The sequence below is a fragment of the Bradyrhizobium diversitatis genome (assembly GCF_016031635.1).
Classification (GTDB): domain Bacteria; phylum Pseudomonadota; class Alphaproteobacteria; order Rhizobiales; family Xanthobacteraceae; genus Bradyrhizobium; species Bradyrhizobium diversitatis.
Window position 1 is genome coordinate 36947 of sequence record NZ_JACEGD010000012.1, and the last position, 18762, is coordinate 55708.

General features: G+C 65.4%; 20 protein-coding genes and 1 other RNA gene. 9 read left to right on the forward strand and 12 right to left on the reverse strand.

Going from position 1 to position 18762, the window contains the following annotated elements; all coding sequences use genetic code 11:
• Window positions 1–190: 190 nt before the first annotated feature.
• From nudC to H1B27_RS14260, 7 genes are all read right to left on the reverse strand, one after another.
• Window positions 191–1135: an NAD(+) diphosphatase gene (nudC, locus tag H1B27_RS14230; RefSeq protein WP_197966481.1), complete on the reverse strand. Its 945-nt coding sequence runs from the start codon at window positions 1133–1135 to the stop codon at window positions 191–193.
• Between the two features lie 11 nt (window positions 1136–1146).
• A complete protein-coding gene (locus tag H1B27_RS14235) occupies window positions 1147–1566 on the reverse strand; it encodes an HIT domain-containing protein (RefSeq protein WP_061879605.1) in 420 nt (139 codons plus the stop codon).
• Window positions 1567–1844: 278 nt separating this feature from the next.
• On the reverse strand, window positions 1845–2972 hold the full coding sequence (locus H1B27_RS14240; RefSeq protein ID WP_197966482.1) for a muconate cycloisomerase family protein: 1128 nt from the start codon (window positions 2970–2972) through the stop codon (window positions 1845–1847).
• Complete coding sequence (locus H1B27_RS14245) at window positions 2969–3724, reverse strand: SDR family NAD(P)-dependent oxidoreductase (protein WP_197966483.1); 756 nt, start codon at window positions 3722–3724, stop codon at window positions 2969–2971. The genes H1B27_RS14240 and H1B27_RS14245 overlap by 4 nt, the downstream gene beginning before the upstream one ends.
• On the reverse strand, window positions 3724–4518 hold the full coding sequence (locus H1B27_RS14250) for an amino acid ABC transporter ATP-binding protein (RefSeq protein ID WP_197966484.1): 795 nt from the start codon (window positions 4516–4518) through the stop codon (window positions 3724–3726). Before H1B27_RS14250 ends, H1B27_RS14245 begins: the two co-directional genes overlap by 1 nt.
• On the reverse strand, window positions 4515–5177 hold the full coding sequence (locus tag H1B27_RS14255) for an amino acid ABC transporter permease (protein WP_197966485.1): 663 nt from the start codon (window positions 5175–5177) through the stop codon (window positions 4515–4517). The genes H1B27_RS14250 and H1B27_RS14255 overlap by 4 nt, the downstream gene beginning before the upstream one ends.
• A 183-nt stretch (window positions 5178–5360) precedes the next feature.
• Window positions 5361–6206, reverse strand: coding sequence for a transporter substrate-binding domain-containing protein (locus H1B27_RS14260; protein WP_197966486.1), 846 nt, complete (start codon window positions 6204–6206; stop codon window positions 5361–5363).
• A 184-nt stretch (window positions 6207–6390) separates the two neighbouring features.
• Between H1B27_RS14260 and ffs the strand changes: the two genes are divergently transcribed.
• The 6 genes from ffs to H1B27_RS14290 all read left to right on the forward strand — a co-directional run bounded on the left by ffs (window position 6391) and on the right by H1B27_RS14290 (window position 10282).
• Window positions 6391–6487: signal recognition particle sRNA small type (gene ffs, locus H1B27_RS14265), an RNA gene on the forward strand.
• A 94-nt stretch (window positions 6488–6581) separates the two neighbouring features.
• Window positions 6582–8396, forward strand: a complete 1815-nt coding sequence (locus tag H1B27_RS14270) for a DNA polymerase III subunit gamma/tau (protein ID WP_197966487.1) — start codon at window positions 6582–6584, stop codon at window positions 8394–8396.
• Window positions 8397–8421: 25 nt separating this feature from the next.
• The gene (locus H1B27_RS14275) at window positions 8422–8742 is read left to right on the forward strand and encodes a YbaB/EbfC family nucleoid-associated protein (RefSeq protein ID WP_061879603.1); all 321 of its coding nucleotides are present in this window, start codon (window positions 8422–8424) and stop codon (window positions 8740–8742) included.
• Between the two features lies 1 nt (window position 8743).
• Window positions 8744–9346 carry a recombination mediator RecR gene (gene recR, locus H1B27_RS14280; protein ID WP_197966488.1) on the forward strand — a complete coding sequence of 201 codons (603 nt, stop codon included), beginning with the start codon at window positions 8744–8746 and terminating at the stop codon, window positions 9344–9346.
• A gap of 27 nt (window positions 9347–9373) precedes the next feature.
• Entirely contained in the window at window positions 9374–9808 is a 435-nt protein-coding gene (locus H1B27_RS14285; RefSeq protein ID WP_061879601.1) for a hypothetical protein, read from the forward strand.
• A 99-nt stretch (window positions 9809–9907) separates the two neighbouring features.
• Entirely contained in the window at window positions 9908–10282 is a 375-nt protein-coding gene (locus H1B27_RS14290) for a hypothetical protein (protein ID WP_197966489.1), read from the forward strand.
• A 2-nt stretch (window positions 10283–10284) separates the two neighbouring features.
• Here H1B27_RS14290 and H1B27_RS14295 read toward each other — a convergent pair whose 3' ends face one another.
• A complete protein-coding gene (locus H1B27_RS14295) occupies window positions 10285–11640 on the reverse strand; it encodes an AmpG family muropeptide MFS transporter (protein ID WP_197966490.1) in 1356 nt (451 codons plus the stop codon).
• Between the two features lie 141 nt (window positions 11641–11781).
• On the reverse strand, window positions 11782–12981 hold the full coding sequence (locus H1B27_RS14300) for a DNA recombination protein RmuC (protein ID WP_197966491.1): 1200 nt from the start codon (window positions 12979–12981) through the stop codon (window positions 11782–11784).
• A gap of 171 nt (window positions 12982–13152) precedes the next feature.
• On the opposite strand from H1B27_RS14300, the gene def reads away from it, so the two are divergent.
• The 3 genes from def to truA all read left to right on the forward strand — a co-directional run bounded on the left by def (window position 13153) and on the right by truA (window position 15599).
• Window positions 13153–13680, forward strand: a complete 528-nt coding sequence (gene def, locus H1B27_RS14305) for a peptide deformylase (RefSeq protein ID WP_035669190.1) — start codon at window positions 13153–13155, stop codon at window positions 13678–13680.
• Window positions 13681–13818: 138 nt separating this feature from the next.
• Entirely contained in the window at window positions 13819–14742 is a 924-nt protein-coding gene (gene fmt / locus H1B27_RS14310) for a methionyl-tRNA formyltransferase (protein ID WP_197966492.1), read from the forward strand.
• Window positions 14743–14861: 119 nt separating this feature from the next.
• On the forward strand, window positions 14862–15599 hold the full coding sequence (gene truA, locus H1B27_RS14315) for a tRNA pseudouridine(38-40) synthase TruA (protein ID WP_197966493.1): 738 nt from the start codon (window positions 14862–14864) through the stop codon (window positions 15597–15599).
• Window positions 15600–15676: 77 nt separating this feature from the next.
• Here the strand turns inward: truA and dapE are convergent, their stop codons facing one another.
• The 3 genes from dapE to H1B27_RS14330 form a co-directional block, all read right to left on the reverse strand.
• A complete protein-coding gene (gene dapE, locus H1B27_RS14320; protein ID WP_197966494.1) occupies window positions 15677–16843 on the reverse strand; it encodes a succinyl-diaminopimelate desuccinylase in 1167 nt (388 codons plus the stop codon).
• 10 nt (window positions 16844–16853) lie between these two features.
• Complete coding sequence (gene dapD / locus H1B27_RS14325; protein WP_061879594.1) at window positions 16854–17699, reverse strand: 2,3,4,5-tetrahydropyridine-2,6-dicarboxylate N-succinyltransferase; 846 nt, start codon at window positions 17697–17699, stop codon at window positions 16854–16856.
• A 263-nt stretch (window positions 17700–17962) separates the two neighbouring features.
• Window positions 17963–18655, reverse strand: a complete 693-nt coding sequence (locus tag H1B27_RS14330) for a pyrimidine 5'-nucleotidase (protein ID WP_197966495.1) — start codon at window positions 18653–18655, stop codon at window positions 17963–17965.
• Window positions 18656–18762: the final 107 nt, after the last annotated feature.

Sequence of the window (18762 nt, forward strand, 5' to 3'; positions counted from 1 at the left end):
CTAGGGCCGGTTGAGCAAAAGCTCTTCAACTTCAATGCGTTGCGGGGCGGAAGGCCGCTGCCATGGCGGGCGCATTTCGGTGCTGCGGCGGCCGCACCGCCTCGCGTGCCCCTCGCCCTCGGCAAGCCGGAGCGTGAAGGCGCCATGGAAGGGAATGCGCGGCGCGATCCCGGCCGTCGATGGTCCCGGCTCAGGTGCTGCTCTTGTCGTGCACCCAGCGCCCGAGCAGATGGTGAGCGATCGCGAAGGGATGCGGGCCGGCGAGCCCGTCGGGATGCGTCCGCGTCAGCATCAGGGCCGCCTCCTCGCGCGTGAACCAGCGCGCGTCCTCCAGCTCCATGCGATCGACCACGATGTCCTCGTTCAGCGCCCGTGCGCTGCAGCCGATCATCAGCGATGACGGGTAGGGCCAGGGCTGGGTCATGTAATATTGCACGTCAGTGCAGCGAATGCCGGATTCTTCCAGGATCTCGCGGCGCACCGCGTCCTCGATGGTCTCGGCCGCCTCGACGAAGCCGGCGAGGCAGGAATACATGCCGGGCGGAAACTGCTTCTGGCGGCCGAGCAAGCACTTGTCGCCGGAGGCGACCAGCATGATCACGACCGGGTCGGTGCGCGGAAAGTGTTCGGCCTTGCAGGCCGGGCAATCGCGCTTCCAGCCGCCTTCCTTCATCGCGGTACGCGTGCCGCAATTGGCGCAATAGCCGTGGCGCTGATGCCAGCTCACCATCGACTTCGCCATCGCGATCGCCGACAGCTCCTGTGGTGGAAGCGCCCCCTGCATCGCCATGCCGCGCAGCTCGGTGACGGTGTAGTCCTCCCGGCCGACCAGCTTCTCGGCGGCGGCCTGCGATATCCCCATCCCGAACACGGCAGCGCCATCGCGCAGGCCCAAGAAGATCGTGCCGGGATTGGCGCCGCACTTCAGCGCCTCGTCGATCGAAAGCAGCGCGCGCACCGTCTCGCCCTCGCGCTTCACCAGCAGCGAGTCGCGATAGGCCACATAGGCGCGCGATGACGGCTTCTGCTCGAGCGCGAACAGCTTCTCGTCGTCGCGGCGCAAATGCGCGGCGCGGTCGAGGATGTTGGTGACGAAGGCCGGCTGTCCCAGCGGAAACGCATCGAATGCTGACATTTCTCGTTCTTTCAACCCAACCAGATCTTGCGGCGGAGCGCGCTGATGAAATTCTGCACCTCGGTGGCGTCATGGGCCAAAGGCTGCATCACGCCCCACACCGGCCGTGGCCAGGCCGCGTCACTGGTCCGGCGCGCGATGATGTGGACGTGAAGCTGCGGCACGAGGTTGCCGAGGGCTGCGACGTTGAGCTTGTCGCATTTGGTGATCTCCTTCAGCGCGCGCGAGACGCGGGAGATCTCGGTCATCAGCTGCGCCTGCTGCACCTCGTCGAGATCGATGATCTCGACCGCGTCGGGCCGTCGCGGCACCAGCAACAGCCAGGGATAATGCGCGTCCTTGATGACCAGCACCTTCGACAGCGGCAGATCGCCGATGTCGATGGTGTCCTCTTTCAGGCGGGAGTGCAGCGACCAGGCGGGTTCGGGCATAGGTGTTTCCGGATTGCCCGATGGGGAACGGGCTTGTTTGGCCCGACCATACGATAGCGATTCCGATAGGGGAAGGATGGCAACTGCATACACGCTCGTCGTCCCGGACAAGCGCGCCCGAGCGCGCAGATCCGGGACCTATAACCACAGGGAGTGGTTATTGCACGAGCTGGCAACTCCGAATCTTCGCCAAACTCGATCCTGTGGTTATGGGTCCCGGGTCTGCGCTTACGCTTGCCCGGGACGACGGCCGAGTTTGCGGCGGTGCCGGCGGCCCCTTACGCCTCCGCGATCACCCGCGCATTGGCGCGCACCGAGGCCTCGCTGACGCGAATGCCGAGGCCGGGGCCGTCGGGCACCACGACATGGCCGGCTCGGTTCGCGATGCGCTCTTCCAGCACGTCCTCGGTCAGCACGTGATGCGGCATATAGAATTCGCAGCCGAGCGAGATGCCAGGCGTCGCCGCGATCAGCTGCGTGCCGGCGCCAAGCCCGATGCCGCCCTCCCACAGCGTGCCGCCATAGCCGGGCAGGCCGGCGATGTCGGCGATCGCCATGATGGCCTGCGCCTCGAACAGGCCGCCGGCCTTCATCAGCTTGATCGAGACGGCGTCAGCCGCCTCGCGCCGTACCACCTCCATCATGTCGCGGCGGTCGAAGCAGCTTTCGTCGGCGAGCACCGGCGTCTCCAGCGCCGCGGTGAGCTGCGCCATCACGTCGAGATATTTTCGCGGGACCGGCTGCTCGATGAAGGTCGGCGCGAACTCTTCGACGTCGCGCAGGACCTTGATGGCGCCGAACGGCGCGAGCGCCTGGTTGTAGTCGACGCGCAAATCGACCTTGTCGCCGAACTCCTTCCGGATTGCTTCGAGATGCGCGAGGTCCTCGCGATGCGGCTTCACGCCGGTCTTGACCTTGTAGATGACGTTGCCGTCCGGAACCATTTTCCGCATGCGCTCGAGATCGGCGGCGAAATCGGGATCGGCGATCGAGAAGGAGAGGGGGATGGTGTTGCGGACGCGGCCACCGAGGAGATCGGCGACCGAAAGTCCCGACGCCTTGCCGACGATGTCGAGCAGCGCCATCTCGATCGCGACTTTGGCCTCGGCGTGGCCGACCAGTGCGCGGTCGAGCTCGGTCATCAGCGCGCGAACACGCCGTACCGGCTTGCCGAGCACGATCGGCCTTAAGTAGATATCGAGCGCCGAAAAGGCAGCTTCCGGCGTTCCCGTAAAGACCTCCCACGGCGCCGCCTCGCCCCAGCCGACCACGCCGTCGCTTGAAGTGAGCTCGATCAGCACGCGCTTCACGGTGCCCTTGACGTTGCCGACGCCCTGCAGGCGCGCCATCTTGATCGGGCTTTCGATCAGGAACAGCCTGAGACGTTCGACGATTGCTTCGGTCATGTCAGGCCTCCATTGACGTGCCAGACCTGGCCGGTGACGTAGGACGCCTTCGGTGACGCCAGGAAGGCGATGATTTCTGCGACTTCTTCGGGACGGCCGCGGCGGGCCATGGGGATCAAGGCCTCGGTGGCGGCGATCTGCTCCGGCGAGAGGCGGCTCTCGCCCGGTTTGTCCTTGACGATCAGGCCCGGCGACACCGCATTGACGGTGATGCCGTCTTTCGCGAGCTCGATCGCGGTGAGGCGCACCAGCGCCTCCAGTGCGGAGCGGCTGGCGGCGGTGGCAGCAAAGGGCGCGAATTCGGGGCGGATCGCGTGCGCGACGAAGGAAGACACGGCGACGATCCGCGCCTCGCGTCCAGCACGTAGCTGCGGAAGCGCAAGCTTCACGAAACGCGTGAAGGCGAGAGCGGATTCGTCCATCGCCTGCATGAATTGATCGGCCGGCGTGCCGATCGCGCTGCCGCGGCGGGCGTGGCCTCCAATCAGAATCAATCCGTCAAGCCGACCGAAATCAAGGTGCGCCGTCGCGCACGCAAGCGTCACGGCGACTTCGTTGGCGAGATCGCCGAGGCATGTTGCAACGGCCGCACCACGTGCTTCGGCATCCGCTCTGGTCGCCTTAAGTCCGTCCTCGTTCGATCGGGTGTGCAGCACGAGCCCGACGCCCGGTTCGGCGAGCAGCTTTGCGGTGGCACGGCCGATGCCGCTGGCGGCACCGGTGACGAGATAGACGCGGTCGATATCAGGCATCACGTTGTCGCGTTGGCCGGCGGCAGCGCGCCGGTGCGGTGGAAATGGCCGAGGAACGCGCGCGTCGCGCTTTCCTTGGGACTGTCGATCACCTGCCGCGCGGGACCTTCCTCGACCACGACACCGTCGCGCATGAAGATCAGGCGGTCGGCGACTTCGCGGGCAAAGGCGATCTCGTGGGTCACGATCACCATGGTCATGCCTTCGGAGGCCAGCTGCTGGATCACGTTCAGGACTTCGCCGACCAGTTCAGGATCGAGCGCCGAGGTCGCCTCGTCGAACAGCATCACGTCAGGCTCCATCGCAAGCGCTCGCGCGATCGCGACGCGCTGCTTCTGCCCGCCGGAGAGCGTCGCAGGGTATTGGTCGGCCTTCTCGGCCAGCCCCACCTTGGCGAGCTGCGCGCGCGCGAGCGTCTCGGCGTTCGCCTTGGGCATGCGCCGCACCGTGACCGGTCCCTCCATCACGTTCTGGAGCGCCGTCATGTGCGGGAACAGGTTGAAATGCTGGAACACCATCCCGGTGGTGGCGCGGAATTTCGCCAGAGTCTTCACATCGGGAAGCTTCGCGCCGCCACCGAAAGCAAAGCGGGTGTCCCCGACGCGGACGCTGCCGCCGTCGGGCACGACCAGCAGATTGATGCAGCGGAGCAGGGTCGACTTGCCGGAACCCGACGGGCCGATCAGCGCGACCACACCGCCCTTGGCGACGTCGAGATTGATGTTCTTCAGAACCTCGTTGCTGCCGAAGCTCTTGCGCAAGGACCGGATCTCGATTTTGGGGGTCTCGCTCATTCGCCGACCGCCAATCGCTTCTCGCCGCGGCGGACGAGGATGGTGAGCGGAATCAGGATCGCCGCATAGGCGACCGCAACCGCGGTGTAGATCTCCAGCGGCCGGTAGCTGTCATGGGCGGCAACCTGGCTCTGATAGACCAGGTCCGGCACTGCCAGCACCGAAACCAGCGAAGTGTTCTTGAACTGGATGATCGACTGGTTCATCAGCGCGGGAATCATGCGCTTGATCGCCTGCGGCAGCACGATGCGGCGCATGGTCTGGACCGGCGTCATGCCGAGCGCGGCACCGGCCTCGGACTGGCCGCGGTCGATCGAGACGATGCCGCCGCGGATGATCTCCGAATAGAACGAGCCGCCATAAAGCGAGAGCGCCAGCGCCGAAGCCGTGATCGGCGTCATCTCGACACCGGCGAGGATCGGCAGCGCGTAATAGAACCAGATCAGTTGCACCAGGATCGGCGTGCAGCGGAACGCCTCGATGAAGGCGAGGGCGGTGAGGCGCAACGCCTTGAAGCGCGACAGGCTGCCGAAGGCGCCGAGCAGGCCGAACAGCAATCCGCATACGACGATGACGATGGTGAAGCCGACGGTGACGCCGAGCCCGTTGAGAAAGAGCCAGCGATAGCTCCAGAGGATGCCGAAGTCCCACTGATACATGCGTGCTCTCTTTTCACCTCTCCCGCTTGCGGGAGAGGTCGCATCGCATCGAAGATGCGATGCGGGTGAGGGCTCTTTCCTCTAGGGGAATCTTGCCAGCTGAGAAACCCTCTTCCCAACCCTCTCCCGCAAGCGGGAGAGGGGGCGCAGCGAGGGTGCCGATCCGGCCGCGCCCGATCATTCTTACAACGACACGCCCGGCGGAATGTCCGCTTCCGTAACGCCCACCAGCTCCATATTCGTGATGATCGCGTTGCGGATGAAGCCGAGGCCCTTGTTGAAGTCGATCCAGGTGTTGACGTAGTCGCGCCAGGTCTTGTCGGCCTCGCGGCGAAAGCCGGCATTGGACGTGGTGGCGAAGATCGGCGTCGGCAGCACGAGCTGGCCGAGCGAGGGATTCTTCTTAAGCACGGTCAGCGACAGCATGGTGATCAGGCACTGCGCGTCGACGCGGCCGGTCTGCAGAGCGGCGGTGGCATCGTCGGCGGTCTTGAGCCGCGTGATCTGCGCCTTCGGCGTCAGGCGGCTCACCACCTGGTCGTGCGAGGAGCCCTGGTCGACCGCGATCTTGATGTCGGGCGAGTTCAATTCGGCCCAGCTCTTCGGCTTGAAGTCCTTCTTGCAGAGGATGCCGAAGGCATTGTTGAACACCGGCACGGAGAAATCGACCACCAGCGCGCGCTTCGGCGTCGGATTGAGGCCAAAGAAGATGTCGATCTTGTTGGCCTGCAGGTCGAGCACCGAATTACCCCAGGTGGTCTCGGTGATCTCGAGCTCGGCCTCCATGTCGTCGGCCAGCCCCTTGGCGATGTCGATGTAGAAGCCCTTCCATTGGCCCGAGGTGAGGTCCTTCATGTAATAGGGCGCGCCGCCACCGACGGCGCCAATCCGCATCTTCTTGGTCCGGCGGATGCGGGCGAAGGTCGATTCGCCGGGATCGGCGGTCTGGGCCACGGCCGGCGTAGCCAGCGCGGCCGCGGTCATCGCACCAAGTCCGACAATCGATGCAACATCACGACGTGTAACCATTGGGATCTTTCGCTTTTCTGGTTGGCTGGAGTTCCACCAGGCGTTCTTAGCAAGCTGGTCCATGCGACGAAAGCACAGCCTGTCAGCTAGGCAAGACGGGAATTGCCTGGAGTCTGGGCAGACCTCAATGGTTCGAGCCGATACCCGCTTGCTTTCCGGCTCCTTTGGCCCCAAATAGGGACCGGGAGATTGGCGGTGGACGAGCCACTCGCCAACCGGGTCAGGTCCGGAAGGAAGCAGCCCTAACGAGGTCCGGATCGGGTCGCTCGTCAGTCTCCTACCTGTTTTTTCGAGCGAATTGCGCCGGCGGTCGTCCCGCCAGCGCGCTCCTTTCCGCAAAAGCCGGCCAAGAGACATTTCATTGCGGATCGACCGATGACCGACGCTGGCGACCCTCCCAATCCCGACAGCGCCGGCAACGCGCCCTACCGGGTCCTGGCGCGCAAATACCGCCCTTCCTCTTTTGACGATCTGATCGGCCAGGAGGCGGTGGTCCGCACCGTCTCCAATGCGTTCGAGACCGGGCGCATCCCGCAGGCCTGGATCCTCACCGGCGTCCGCGGCGTCGGCAAGACCACCACCGCGCGCATCCTCGCCCGCGCGCTCAACTACGAGATGCCTGATGGTTCGGTGAAGGGCCCGACCATCCACATGCCGACCTTGGGCGTGCACTGCCAGGCGATCATGGAAAGCCGGCACATGGACGTGCTGGAGATGGACGCCGCCTCGCATACCGGCGTCGACGACGTCCGCCAGATCAATGACAGCGTGCGTTATGCGCCCGCCAGCGCCCGCTACAAGGTCTACATCATCGACGAAGTTCACATGCTGTCGACGGCAGCGTTCAACGCCTTCCTGAAGACGCTGGAGGAGCCGCCGGAGCACGCCAAGTTCGTGTTCGCGACGACGGAGATCCGCAAGGTTCCGGTCACCGTGTTGTCGCGCTGCCAGCGCTTCGACCTGCGCCGGGTCGAGGCGGACGTGCTGATGAAGCACCTCGCCAACATCGCGGCCAAGGAAAATGTCGAGATCGAGCCGGAGGCGCTCGGCATCATCGCGCGCGCCGCCGAAGGCTCGGTGCGCGATTCGCTGTCGCTGCTCGACCAGGCGATCGCCCATGCGGCCGGCACCGTCAAGGCCGATGCCGTCCGGCAGATGCTGGGGCTTGCCGACCGCACCCGCGTCATCGATCTCTTCGATTCGCTGGTGCGTGGCGACATCGCCGCGGCATTCAAGGAGTTCCGCGAGCAGTACGACGTCGGCGCCGATCCCATCGTCGTGCTCTCGGACCTCGCCGAATTCGTCAATTTCGTCACCCGCGTGAAGATCGTGCCGGCGACCGCCGACAACGTCGCCTATGGCGAGACCGAGCGCGTTCGGGCGCGGGACTTCGCCTCGAAGATCTCGATGCGCGTGCTGTCGCGGATGTGGCAGATGCTGCTCAAGGGCATCACCGAGGTGCAGGCCGCAACGCGCCCCGCGGCCGCGGCGGAAATGGTTCTGGTGCGCATTGCCTATGTCGCCGATCTGCCGACGCCGGACGAAGCGATCAGGATGCTGGAGCAGAACGGCGGCGGCTCCCCGGTCGTGAGCGGCGGCAGTGCGGCGCGCAGCGCGCCTTCCGCGCCGGTTGCGTCCGCGGCGCCTGTTCGCATGCCGACCGCCTCGCCCTCTTCGTTCGGCGGTGGCGCGGCCCGGCCGCAGATGGCAGCCCCAGTGCCGGATCCGCAAGCCGCGGCACCGCAGCTGCGCATCACCAGCTTCACCCAGCTCGTCGCGCTCGCCGGGCAGAAGCGCGACATCATGACCAAGAGCGCGCTCGAAGGCGACATGCGCCTCGTCCGCTTCGAGGAGGGCCGGCTGGAAGTTGCGCTCGAGCCCAACGCCTCCAAGACCATGATCTCCGAGCTCGCGAGGAAGTTCGAGCTGTGGACCGGCCGCCGCTGGACGGTGATCGTCTCCAACGAGCAGGGCCAGCCGACGCTGCGCTCGGTGAACCAGGCGGCCAAGCAACAGCATGCCCGTACCGCGGAAGCCGATCCGCGCGTGCAGGAGGTGCTGTCGCGCTTCCCCGGCGCCAAGGTCGTCGAGGTCCGCAGGCTTGCCCCCGAGGCGCCGGAGACCAATATCAATGCCGACTATGGCAGTGACGATCCGCCCGACGGTTCCGACGGCGACGACGATCTCTGAGCCATTCATTCAAGGACGAGCACCCATGGCTGATTTTCTCGGCATGATGAAGCAGGCGGCGCAGCTGCAATCCAAGATGCAGGAGATGCAGGACCAACTCGCCAACGTCGAGGTCGAAGGCATCTCCGGCGGCGGCCTCGTCGCCGTGCGCATGACCGCGAAGATGGACGTGAAGGGCATCAAGATCGATCCCTCGCTGATGAAGGCGGAAGAACGCGAGGTGCTGGAAGACCTGCTCGTCACCGCGCTCAGTGATGCCCGCCGCAAGGCCGAGACCGCCATGCAGGAGAAGATGCAGGCCCTCACGGGCGGGCTTGGCCTGCCGCCGGGGTTGTTCGGCCAGTAATATGGGCGCGGTTGCAGGTCCTGAGATCGAGCGGCTGGTCCAGCTGCTCGCGCGGCTGCCGGGCCTCGGTCCGCGCTCGGCGCGGCGCGCTGCGCTGCATCTGATCAAGAAGCGCGAAGCGCTAATGATGCCGCTGTCTTCCGCCCTCCAGGTCGCGCTGGACAAGGTCCAGGTCTGCAAGACCTGCGGCAACATCGACACGCAAAATCCCTGCACGGTCTGTACCGATCCGAGGCGCGATCCCTCCATCATCGTCGTCGTCGCCGACGTTGCCGACCTCTGGGCGCTGGAGCGGGCCAATGCCACCCAGGGGCGCTATCATGTGCTCGGCGCGACATTGTCGCCGCTCGACGGCGTCGGTCCGCAGGATCTCACCATCGATTCGCTGGTGGCACGCGCGCATGATCCGCAGGTGCACGAGATCATCCTGGCGCTGAATGCGACGGTCGACGGCCAGACCACGGCGCACTACATCACCGACCTGCTTCAGGACGCCAATGTGAAGGTGACGCGGCTCGCCCATGGTGTTCCTGTCGGCGGCGAGCTTGATTATCTCGATGAAGGTACGCTATCGGCTGCGATGCGGCAGCGCACCCTGTTCTAGCCATCCAGACTTCACGGAACGGACGACATGACGAAACTTTTCGCCACACGATCGGCTTTGGTCGCGACGATGATGATGCTGGTGACCCCGGCCATGTCCGCGCAGCAGGGCGACGAGATGCCGCCGCCGTCGAAGCCCGGCAAGCCGATCAACACCGGCGACGTGCTCTCGGGCGAACTGAACGCGATGAAGGTCCGCGACGTCAAGAACGGCAAGCGCGTCGCGACCTACCAGATCACCTCCGAGCCGCGCCGCCTGCCGCCGCCGAACGGGCTGTGCAATCTCGAGACCGGCCCGGAGACCTTCCAGCTCGTCACCTCCACCGATGCGCAGGCCACTCAGCTGAAATCGTTCGTCGGCAAGGAGATCTCGGTCAAGGTCGACGAGATCGCCTGCGCCAGCGATGCCGGCCAGATGAGCGAGGCCGTGATCACGAAGTGGAGCCTGATCAAGAAGCAGTAAGGGCGATATCGCCCGGCCGGGTGACGAGCACGGCACCTTGATCTCCGGTTGTGCGTCGAGCATAGTGCAAGCGATTGTGTTGTGAGAGGTCGCTAAGCTGTGCGTGGAATAGTCCTTGCCGTCCTGCTGGTCCTTGCCGGCGCGATATCGGCGGTCTCGGCCGCCCCGGATGCCGCGTCTTATCCGACTGCCGCGGCTGCGCTTGCCTCGCTGCGCGCCAAGCCGGGGGTGAAGACGTCGATTCAATCAGGATGGACCTTGATCGAGGATGCGGCCACTCTGAGCCTGTGGTCGTTTCCGCCGACGGGACATCCGGCCTATCCCGCAGCCGTTCAGCGCCGCGTCGTGCAGGAAGGAAGCGAGCTCGTCATCCGAATGAACGTCCTTTGCGAAGCGTCCAAGGCCGCTTGCGATGCGTTGGTAGCCGATTTCGAGGTGCTCAACGGACGTGTTCGGAAAGAGATGCAGCGCTAGGCTCACACCCGCGTCGGCTCCAACCTGTCGAAATGGTCACGCTTCTGCAAGTAAGCCAGCAGCATCAGGCTCGGGATGGCGACGAGGACGGAGATCGCGAAGAACATCGGCCAGCCCGTCGCTTTCGCCAGATAGCCCGCGCCCGTTGACAAATAGGTGCGTCCCACTGCGGCGAGCGCCGTCAGCAGCGCATATTGGGTCGCGGTGTGCAACGGGTTCTGGCACAGTGCGGAGAGATAGGCGACGAAGATCACGGTGCCGATGGCGTTGCAGAAATTGTCGGAAGTGATTGCGAGGGTCAGCGCCCATTCATTGACGCCGACGAGTGCCAGCCACGAGAACGACAGGTTTGAGATTGCCTGTACGATGCCGCCGATCCACAGGCTCGTTGCGAGCGAATAGCGCCGTGCCACGAAGCCGCCCGCAAAACCGCCGGCCAGGGTCGCTGCGATGCCGACGCCCTTCACGATCACCGCGTAGTCGTTCCGCGTGAAGCCGATGTCGATCACGAACGGCACGGTCATATTGCCGGAGAACGCGTCGGTGAACTTGAACAGCACGACAAAGGCAAGCGCCGCCCACGCTTCCTTGCGGCTCAGGAATTCCGAGAACGCGCCCATCGCGGCATGGAACACCCGCATGAGCGCGTCCTCGTTCTGCGTGGCAGCCTCGGCGCGCTTGGATTGTGCGGGCTCGGTGGCGGCCAGCGCCGTCACCGTGCCGATCAGCACCAGAGCCGCCATCACCACATAGCCCCACATCCAGGCGGCGCCACGCGGGACGATCGTCTCGAAGCCGGTGACGATGAACAGGGCGCCCGCAGTCGATATCAGCATGCCGATGCGATAGGCCGCGACATAGGCGGCCATGCCGGCCGCCTGCTCGCTTTCGGGCAGGCTCTCGACGCGGAATGCATCGACGACGATGTCCTGCGTCGAGGACATCGTCGCGACCAGGAGCGCACCAAGCGCGACGAACAGCGGCGAGCGCGCCGGATCGGTCAGCGCCAACAGCAGGATCGCGCCGATCAGCAACAGCTGCGAAAACACCAGCCACCCACGCCGGCGGCCAAAGGTGCGCGTGAAGAACGGTACATGCAGCGCATCGACCAGAGGCGCCCACAGGAACTTGAGCGTGTACGGCGTTCCAACCAGTGCAAAGAGCCCGATCGTTCCGAGATCGACCCCCGCCTCGGCCATCCACACCAGCAGCGTCGATCCCGACAGCGCCAGCGGAAGCCCCGAGGAAAAGCCGAGGAAGAGCACAATCAGCACCCGCGGCTGCAGGTAAACGGCAAGGCTGTCGCGCCAGGAGGCAGCGGGAGCGTCGGCAGGCGAGGTCGCGTCGGGTGCGGTCATGGGGCGGTGTTAGCAGATTCTGGGGGTGCTGCCTCTGCTACAAAACTCGTCATGCCCGGGCTTGTCCCGGGCATCCACGTTCTTGGCGCCGCTCAAAGGTCGTGGATGGCCGGGACAAGCCCGGCCATGACGGCGTGGCATCTACTCTCCCGCCTGGAGCTTCCGCGGGAACAGATCCGGCGCGGCTGTCGCCACCAGCCGCGGAGCCTCCGGCGCATCGCTCTTGCTGAAATCCAGCTCCTCGATTCGTCCCGCGCGCTTCTCGATCTTGTCGGCGGAGATCAGCACCTGGCGCACGTCCTCGTTCACGTCGGCAAAGTGCTTTTGCAGCTTCAGCACGCGATCGCGCAGGCGGCCGAGGTCGTCGCCAAGCTTGATCACTTCGGTGCGGATCTGGTCGGCGGCATCGCGCATGCGCGCGTCCTTCATGATCTGCTGCATCACCTGGATCGCGAGCATCAGCAGCGAGGGCGACACCAGCACGACGCGGGCGCGATAGGCCTTCTGGATCACGTCGTCGAAACCGTCATGGATCTCGGCGTAGACGGATTCCGACGGCACGAACATCAGCGCCATCTCCTGGGTCTCGCCGGCGACGAGGTATTTCTCCGCGATGTCGCTGACATGCTTCATCACGTCGCCGCGCAGCCGCTGCGTGGCGATGCGCCGTTCCTCGTCGGTGCGGGCGTCGTGCAGCGCCGTCATCGCTTCCAGCGGGAACTTGGCGTCAATGCAAAGCGGCCGCTGATCGGGCAGGAACACGACGCAGTCCGGGCGCTTGCCGGTGGAGAGCGTGAACTGGAACTCGTAGGCACCCTTCGGCAGCCCGTCCTGGACGATCGCCTCCATCCGCGCCTGGCCGAAGGCGCCGCGCGACTGCTTGTTGGCGAGCACGTCGCGCAAGGTGGTTACCTGGGTGGTGAGATCAGTGAGGTTCTTGTGCGCGCTGTCGATGATGCCGAGTCGCTCGTGCAGGGCGCGCAGGCTCTCCATGGTGTTGCGGGTGGAGTGTTCCATGGACTGGCCGACGCGGTGGGTCACCGAATCCAGCCGCTCGTTCACCGCCCGCGCCATCTCGGCCTGGCGGCCGGCCAGAGCCTGGGTCATGGCATCGACCCGGCCCGACGACTCGCTCTGCGCCCGCAGCACCTCGCTCAAGCGTTCCTCGAGTTCGTCGGCCCGGATGGCGTTGGCCATGGCGAGTTCCGCGCCGCGCCGCCCGGATCGCGCGATCACGACCGCAATCACCACCAGCAGGATGAGAACCAGGGCACCGAAGCCGATCAGCGCGTCCGCGACGAGCACCGGCCACTCGCCGAGCATGAGGATGATGTCGTTCATGCCGACCCTTCTAGCCGATTCGCCGGGGCAGACGAACGAATAGCGAACATTTAGGGTGAATGCTCCGTTAATTTCTATGGTTAACGAAACCTGAAGTTTTATGGTTAGCGGAGGGTTAACGGGGTTCCTGGCCGCATTGACCGCATCCGGCGCGCGGCTTAAATCGCCGCCATGGCCCTACGAGAAATCATCATCCTGCCGGACAAGCAGCTGCGCCTGGTCTCCAAGCCGATCGAGAAGGTCACGTCGGAGATCCGAAAGCTTGCCGACGACATGTTCGAGACCATGTACGACGCGCCCGGCATTGGCCTCGCGGCAATCCAGGTCGCGCAGCCCTTGCGGCTGATCACCATGGACCTCGCCAAGCGCGACGAGAACGGTGAGACCAAGCCGCTCCCACGCGTCTTCATCAATCCCGAGATCATCGCCTCGTCCGAGGAACTGTCGGTCTACGAGGAAGGCTGCCTGTCGATCCCCGAATATTACGAGGAGGTCGAGCGCCCTGCGAAGGTGCGCGTGCGCTTCACCGATCTCGACGGCAAGGTGCACGAGGAGGACGCCGAAGGCCTCTTCGCCACCTGCATCCAGCACGAGATCGACCATCTCAACGGCGTGCTGTTCGTCGACTATTTGTCGAAGCTCAAGCGCGACCGCGTGATGAAGAAGTTCGAGAAAGCCGCCAAGCGCGCGGTGGAGTAGGCCAGGTCCTCCAGCGTCATGCCCGGCCTTGTGCCGGGCATCCACGTTCTTTGCCGCCTCGAGCAGGGAGAACGTGGATGGCCGGGACAAGCCCGGCCATGACGAGTACCTTGCTCGTTTCGAGGATTGTCTCGCCACATGCCCCTTCGCCTCATCTTCATGGGCACGCCCGATTTCTCCGTGCCGACGCTGCTCGAGCTCGTCGCGCATGGCCATGAGATCGCAGCCGTCTATACGCGCGCCCCGAAGCCCGGCGGGCGGCGCGGCCTGCAATTGCAGCCGACGCCGGTCGAGGAAGCGGCGCGAAAACTCGGCATTCCCGTGCTGACGCCGAAGACGCTGAAGACTCCGGAGGCGCTGGAAGAATTTCGCGCGTTCGAGGCCGATGCCGCCGTCGTCGTCGCCTACGGCATGATCCTGCCGCAGGCGATCCTCGATGCCCCCAGGCTCGGCTGCTACAATCTGCACGCCTCGCTGTTGCCGCGCTGGCGCGGCGCCGCGCCCATCAACCGCGCGATCATGGCAGGTGATGCCGAGAGCGGCGTGATGGTGATGAGGATGGATGTCGGCCTCGACACCGGCGACGTCGCCATGGCCGAGCGCATCGCGATATCAGACAGCATGACCGCGCTCGATCTGCACGATCGCCTGTCCCGGTTGGGTGCCGATCTGATGGTGCGCGCGATGGCCGCGCTCGAACGCGGCGGGCTCCAGCTCAGGAAGCAGGGCGAGGACGGCGTCACCTATGCCGCCAAGATCGACAAGGCCGAGGCGCGGATCGACTGGACCAGATCGGCGCGCGCCGTGCTGCGCCACATCCACGGCCTGTCGCCGTTTCCCGGCGCCTGGAGCGAGCTCGAGAATGCGCGCGTCAAGATCCTGCGCTGTGAGCTCGCGCAAGGCGCGGGCGAGCCGGGCACGGTGCTCGACGATCATCTCACCATTGCCTGCGGCGAGGGCGCGATCCGCATCATCGAGCTCCAGCGCGAGGGCAAGGGCCGGATGCAGGCCGCGGACTTCCTGCGCGGCGTGCCGTTGAAGGCCGGAGCGAAATTCAGCTGAGGCTGTCATACCCCGCGCAGGCGGGGTATCCAGTACGCCGAGGCTTCTCGGCTGAACGGATAGGCTGCGGAGTACTGGATTGCCCGCCTTCGCGGGCAATGACAGTGAAACTGGATAAAATGCCCCGCTACAAGCTCACCATCGAATATGACGGCGCGCCGTTCTTCGGCTGGCAGATGCAGGAATCGCTGCCGTCGGTGCAGGGCGCGCTGCAGGCGGCCGTGAAGGCGATGACCGGGGCGGATTTGCGCGTGCACGGTGCCGGCCGCACCGATGCCGGCGTGCATGCGCGCGGCCAGGTCGCCCACGTCGACGTCGACAAGTCGTTTCCACCGGGCCGTTTTCGCGACGGGCTCAACGCGCATCTGCGCCCGCATCCGATCGCGGTGCTCGAGGCCGAGATCGTGCCCGACAGCTTCGAGGCGCGCTTCTCGGCGGTCAAGCGCCACTACCGCTATCGCATCGTCAACACCCGCGCCAATCTCGCGCTCGACGCCGGCCACGCCTGGCGCGTGCCGCGCAAGCTCGATGCCGACGCGATGCATGCGGCGGCGCAGCGCCTGCTCGGCAAGCACGATTTCACGACCTTCCGCGACACCGAGTGCCAGGCCAAGTCGCCGGAGAAGACGCTCGACCAGCTCGACGTGCTGCGCGACGGCCGCGAGATCACGATTCTCACTTCGGCGCGCTCCTTCCTGCACAGCCAAGTACGCTCGATGGTGGGCTCGCTGGTCTGGGTCGGCGAGGGGCGCTGGACCGCCGACGATCTCTCTGCCGCGTTAGCAGCCCGCAACCGCGCCGCCTGCGGCATCGTCGCCCCGCCGGAGGGACTGTATCTGATGAAGGTGGATTATTGAGGGGCTGATGCCGCCAGCCGCGTCGTGGCCGGGACAAGCCCGGGCATGACGGCGGAGTGTTTGGCGAGAATTGCGCCTCACCCAAAATACCTTGCCAGAATCCCGCGATACACCTTCGTCAGCTTCTCCAGATCCTTGACCGGCACGCGCTCGTCGACCTGGTGCATGGTCTGCCCGACAAGCCCGAACTCGATCACCGGGCAATAGCTCGCGATGAACCGCGCATCCGAGGTGCCGCCCGACGTCGATAGCTCCGGCTTGCGCCCCGTCACCTCCTCGATCGCGGACACCGCGAGATCGGTGAACGGACCGGGCTTGGTCACGAACACGTTGGAGTTCGACGGCTCCCAGACGATGCGGGCCTTGATGCGGTTGCCGCAGGCCTTGGCGAGGCGGGCCTCGACCAGCTCGCGCAGGCTCGCCTGGGTGTGGTTGTCGTTGTAGCGGATGTTGAATCTTGCGCGGGCCTCGCCGGGGATGACGTTGAACGCCTTGTTGCCGACGTCCACTGACGTGAATTCGAGATTGGAGGCCTGAAATTGCGCGCTGCCGTGGTCGAGCGGCTCGTCCGAGATCGCCACGATCAGCCGCGAAATGTCCGGCACAGGATTTGACGCGCGGTGCGGATAGGCGACATGGCCCTGCACGCCGTCGACGACGAGCGTGCCGGACTGCGAGCCACGGCGGCCGACCTTGATGGTGTCGCCGAGCGTCTCGACATTAGACGGCTCGCCGAGCACGCAATGATCGAATTTCTCGCCGCGTTCGGCGGCCCATTTCAACAGCTTGACGGTGCCGTTGACGGAGACGTCTTCCTCGTCGCCCGTGATCAGGAACGAGATCGACCCCTTGCCGTCGCTGCGCGGCTTGCCGCCATTGGCCGCGAGATGCGCCAGCACCGCAGCCACCGAGCAGGCGATGCCGCCCTTCATGTCGACGGCGCCGCGGCCGTGCAGGACACCGTCCTTCACCTCGCCGGAGAATGCGCCGACGCTCCAGGCACTCTCGTCACCCGGCGGCACCACGTCGGTGTGGCCCGCAAAGGTGATGTGCGGACCTGCCGTGCCGATCCGCGCGTAGAGGTTGTCGACGTCGGCGGTGCCCGGCTCGCTGAAGGTGACGCGGTGGCAGGTGAAGCCGGCCGCGTTGAGGGCCTTCTCGAGCACCCCCAGTGCGCCGGCATCGGCCGGGGTCACCGAGGGGCAGCGGATGAGATCGCGGGCAATGGAGAGAGCATCGGTCATGCGCGTCGGATCAATCCCGCAGCAGCTCGTTGATGCTGGTCTTGGACCGCGTGCGTTCGTCGACGCGCTTGACGATCACGGCGCATGCGGTGCTCGGGCCGATCTGGCCGTTCTTCATCGGCTTGCCGGGCAGCGCGCCGGGCACTACGACGGAATACTCCGGCACTTCGCCCATGAAGATTTCGCCGGTCTCGCGGTCGACGATCTTGGTCGAGGCGCCCAGGAACACGCCCATCGCCAGCACCGCGCCCTTGCGCACGATCACGCCTTCGGCGACCTCGGAGCGCGCGCCGATGAAGCAATCGTCTTCGATGATGACGGGCTCGGCCTGCAGCGGCTCGAGCACGCCGCCGATGCCGGCGCCGCCCGAGATGTGCACGCGCTTGCCGATCTGCGCGCAGGAGCCGACGGTGGCCCAGGTGTCGACCATCGTGCTCTCATCGACATAGGCGCCGAGATTGACGAAGGACGGCATCAAGACGACGTTCTTGGCGATGAAGGCCGAGCGGCGGACGACGGCGCCCGGCACCGCGCGAAAACCGGCGTCGCGAAAACGGTTCTCGCCCCAGCCCTCGAACTTCGATGGCACCTTGTCCCACCAGGTCGCCTTGCCGGGGCCGCCGGGAATGACGCCCATGTCGTTGAGGCGGAAGGACAGCAGCACGGCCTTCTTCAGCCATTGATTGACCTTCCACTTGCCGTCGGCGCCGCGCTCGGCAACGCGCGCCTCGCCCTTGTCGAGGATCTCCAGCGACTGGTCCACGGCCTCGCGCACCTCGCCCTTGGTCGTGGTCGAGATGCCGTCTCGCGCCTCGAAGGCGCTGTTGATGGTGGATTCGAGGGCTGCAAGGGACATCGGGATTTCCTCTGGGGAGCGGGAATTTTGATGGATTGGGGCGCTTTTTCGGGATTTGGGCGACGGAGTCAAGGCATACTCGGCCGTTACCCATGCTCCGCTGTCGTCCCGGACAAGCGCGCCCTCAGGCGCGCGAAGATCCGGGACCCATAACCACAGGGAGTCGCTTGGCGAGGACTCGGAGTTATCGATCTCGCGCCACAACCACTCCCTGTGGTTATGGGACCCGGGTTTGCGCTTATGCTTGCCCGGGACGACAGTTGTTATCGCGGCGACAACCTGCCCAAAAACCCCGCCAGATCATCCGTGACATGGTCGACATGGGCGGAATCCCGGCCCTCCAGTTCCCAATCCTCGCGCACCACCTCTTTCGTCCCATCCGGCACCACCAGCACCGTGGTCATGCCGAGCTGGTGCGGGACGGTGAGGTTGCGGGCGAGGTCCTCGAACATGGCCGCGCGGGTCGGATCGACCGCATGCTGGCTGAGGAATTTCTGGTAGGTCTGCTGCGCCGGCTTGGGCTCGAATTCGGCGGCGATGATGTCGAACACGCCGTCGAAATGCGAGGCGAAGCCGAGCCGCGCCAGCACCGCGTCGACATGGTCGACCGAGCCGTTGGTCAGGATCAGCTTGCGGCCCGGCAGCTTTGCGATGGCAGCGCCGAGCGCCGGATTCGGCTCCAGCGGCGAGTGGTCGATCTTGTGGACGTAGGCGAGATAGTCGTCGGCGGAGACGCCATGCAGGGTCATCATGCCGCGCATCGTGGTGCCGAAGCGCCGGTAATAGTCCTTCTGGATCGCCCGCGCTTCCTCCGGGCCGACATTCAGCCAGTTGCAGACGAACTCCCCGATCCGCGCATCGACCTGCTGCCACAGATTGACGTGATGCGGATAGAGCGTGTTGTCGAGGTCGAACACCCAGGTGTCGACGTGCGCGAAAGTGCGGGGCGGGGTCATACCAAATCTCTATCTATCGATCGCAAGCGCTGCCCCACTCACTGCTGTCGTCCCGGACAAGCGAAGCGCAGATCCGGGACCCATATCCCCAGGGAGGAGTTTGGCGA

Excerpts from the sequence above, each read along its gene's own strand:
- H1B27_RS14260 (WP_197966486.1), bottom strand. The coding sequence starts at position 6,206 with ATGGTTACACGTCGTGATGTTGCATCGATTGTCGGACTTGGTGCGATG.
- H1B27_RS14275 (WP_061879603.1), top strand. The coding sequence starts at position 8,422 with ATGGCTGATTTTCTCGGCATGATGAAGCAGGCGGCGCAGCTGCAATCC.
- H1B27_RS14270 (WP_197966487.1), top strand. The coding sequence starts at position 6,582 with ATGACCGACGCTGGCGACCCTCCCAATCCCGACAGCGCCGGCAACGCG.
- truA (WP_197966493.1), top strand. The coding sequence starts at position 14,862 with ATGCCCCGCTACAAGCTCACCATCGAATATGACGGCGCGCCGTTCTTC.
- H1B27_RS14245 (WP_197966483.1), bottom strand. The coding sequence starts at position 3,724 with ATGCCTGATATCGACCGCGTCTATCTCGTCACCGGTGCCGCCAGCGGC.
- nudC (WP_197966481.1), bottom strand. The coding sequence starts at position 1,135 with ATGTCAGCATTCGATGCGTTTCCGCTGGGACAGCCGGCCTTCGTCACC.
- dapE (WP_197966494.1), bottom strand. The coding sequence starts at position 16,843 with ATGACCGATGCTCTCTCCATTGCCCGCGATCTCATCCGCTGCCCCTCG.
- fmt (WP_197966492.1), top strand. The coding sequence starts at position 13,819 with ATGCCCCTTCGCCTCATCTTCATGGGCACGCCCGATTTCTCCGTGCCG.
- def (WP_035669190.1), top strand. The coding sequence starts at position 13,153 with ATGGCCCTACGAGAAATCATCATCCTGCCGGACAAGCAGCTGCGCCTG.
- H1B27_RS14295 (WP_197966490.1), bottom strand. The coding sequence starts at position 11,640 with ATGACCGCACCCGACGCGACCTCGCCTGCCGACGCTCCCGCTGCCTCC.
- dapD (WP_061879594.1), bottom strand. The coding sequence starts at position 17,699 with ATGTCCCTTGCAGCCCTCGAATCCACCATCAACAGCGCCTTCGAGGCG.
- recR (WP_197966488.1), top strand. The coding sequence starts at position 8,744 with ATGGGCGCGGTTGCAGGTCCTGAGATCGAGCGGCTGGTCCAGCTGCTC.
- H1B27_RS14240 (WP_197966482.1), bottom strand. The coding sequence starts at position 2,972 with ATGACCGAAGCAATCGTCGAACGTCTCAGGCTGTTCCTGATCGAAAGC.
- H1B27_RS14250 (WP_197966484.1), bottom strand. The coding sequence starts at position 4,518 with ATGAGCGAGACCCCCAAAATCGAGATCCGGTCCTTGCGCAAGAGCTTC.
- H1B27_RS14330 (WP_197966495.1), bottom strand. The coding sequence starts at position 18,655 with ATGACCCCGCCCCGCACTTTCGCGCACGTCGACACCTGGGTGTTCGAC.
- H1B27_RS14300 (WP_197966491.1), bottom strand. The coding sequence starts at position 12,981 with ATGAACGACATCATCCTCATGCTCGGCGAGTGGCCGGTGCTCGTCGCG.
- H1B27_RS14285 (WP_061879601.1), top strand. The coding sequence starts at position 9,374 with ATGACGAAACTTTTCGCCACACGATCGGCTTTGGTCGCGACGATGATG.
- H1B27_RS14255 (WP_197966485.1), bottom strand. The coding sequence starts at position 5,177 with ATGTATCAGTGGGACTTCGGCATCCTCTGGAGCTATCGCTGGCTCTTT.
- H1B27_RS14235 (WP_061879605.1), bottom strand. The coding sequence starts at position 1,566 with ATGCCCGAACCCGCCTGGTCGCTGCACTCCCGCCTGAAAGAGGACACC.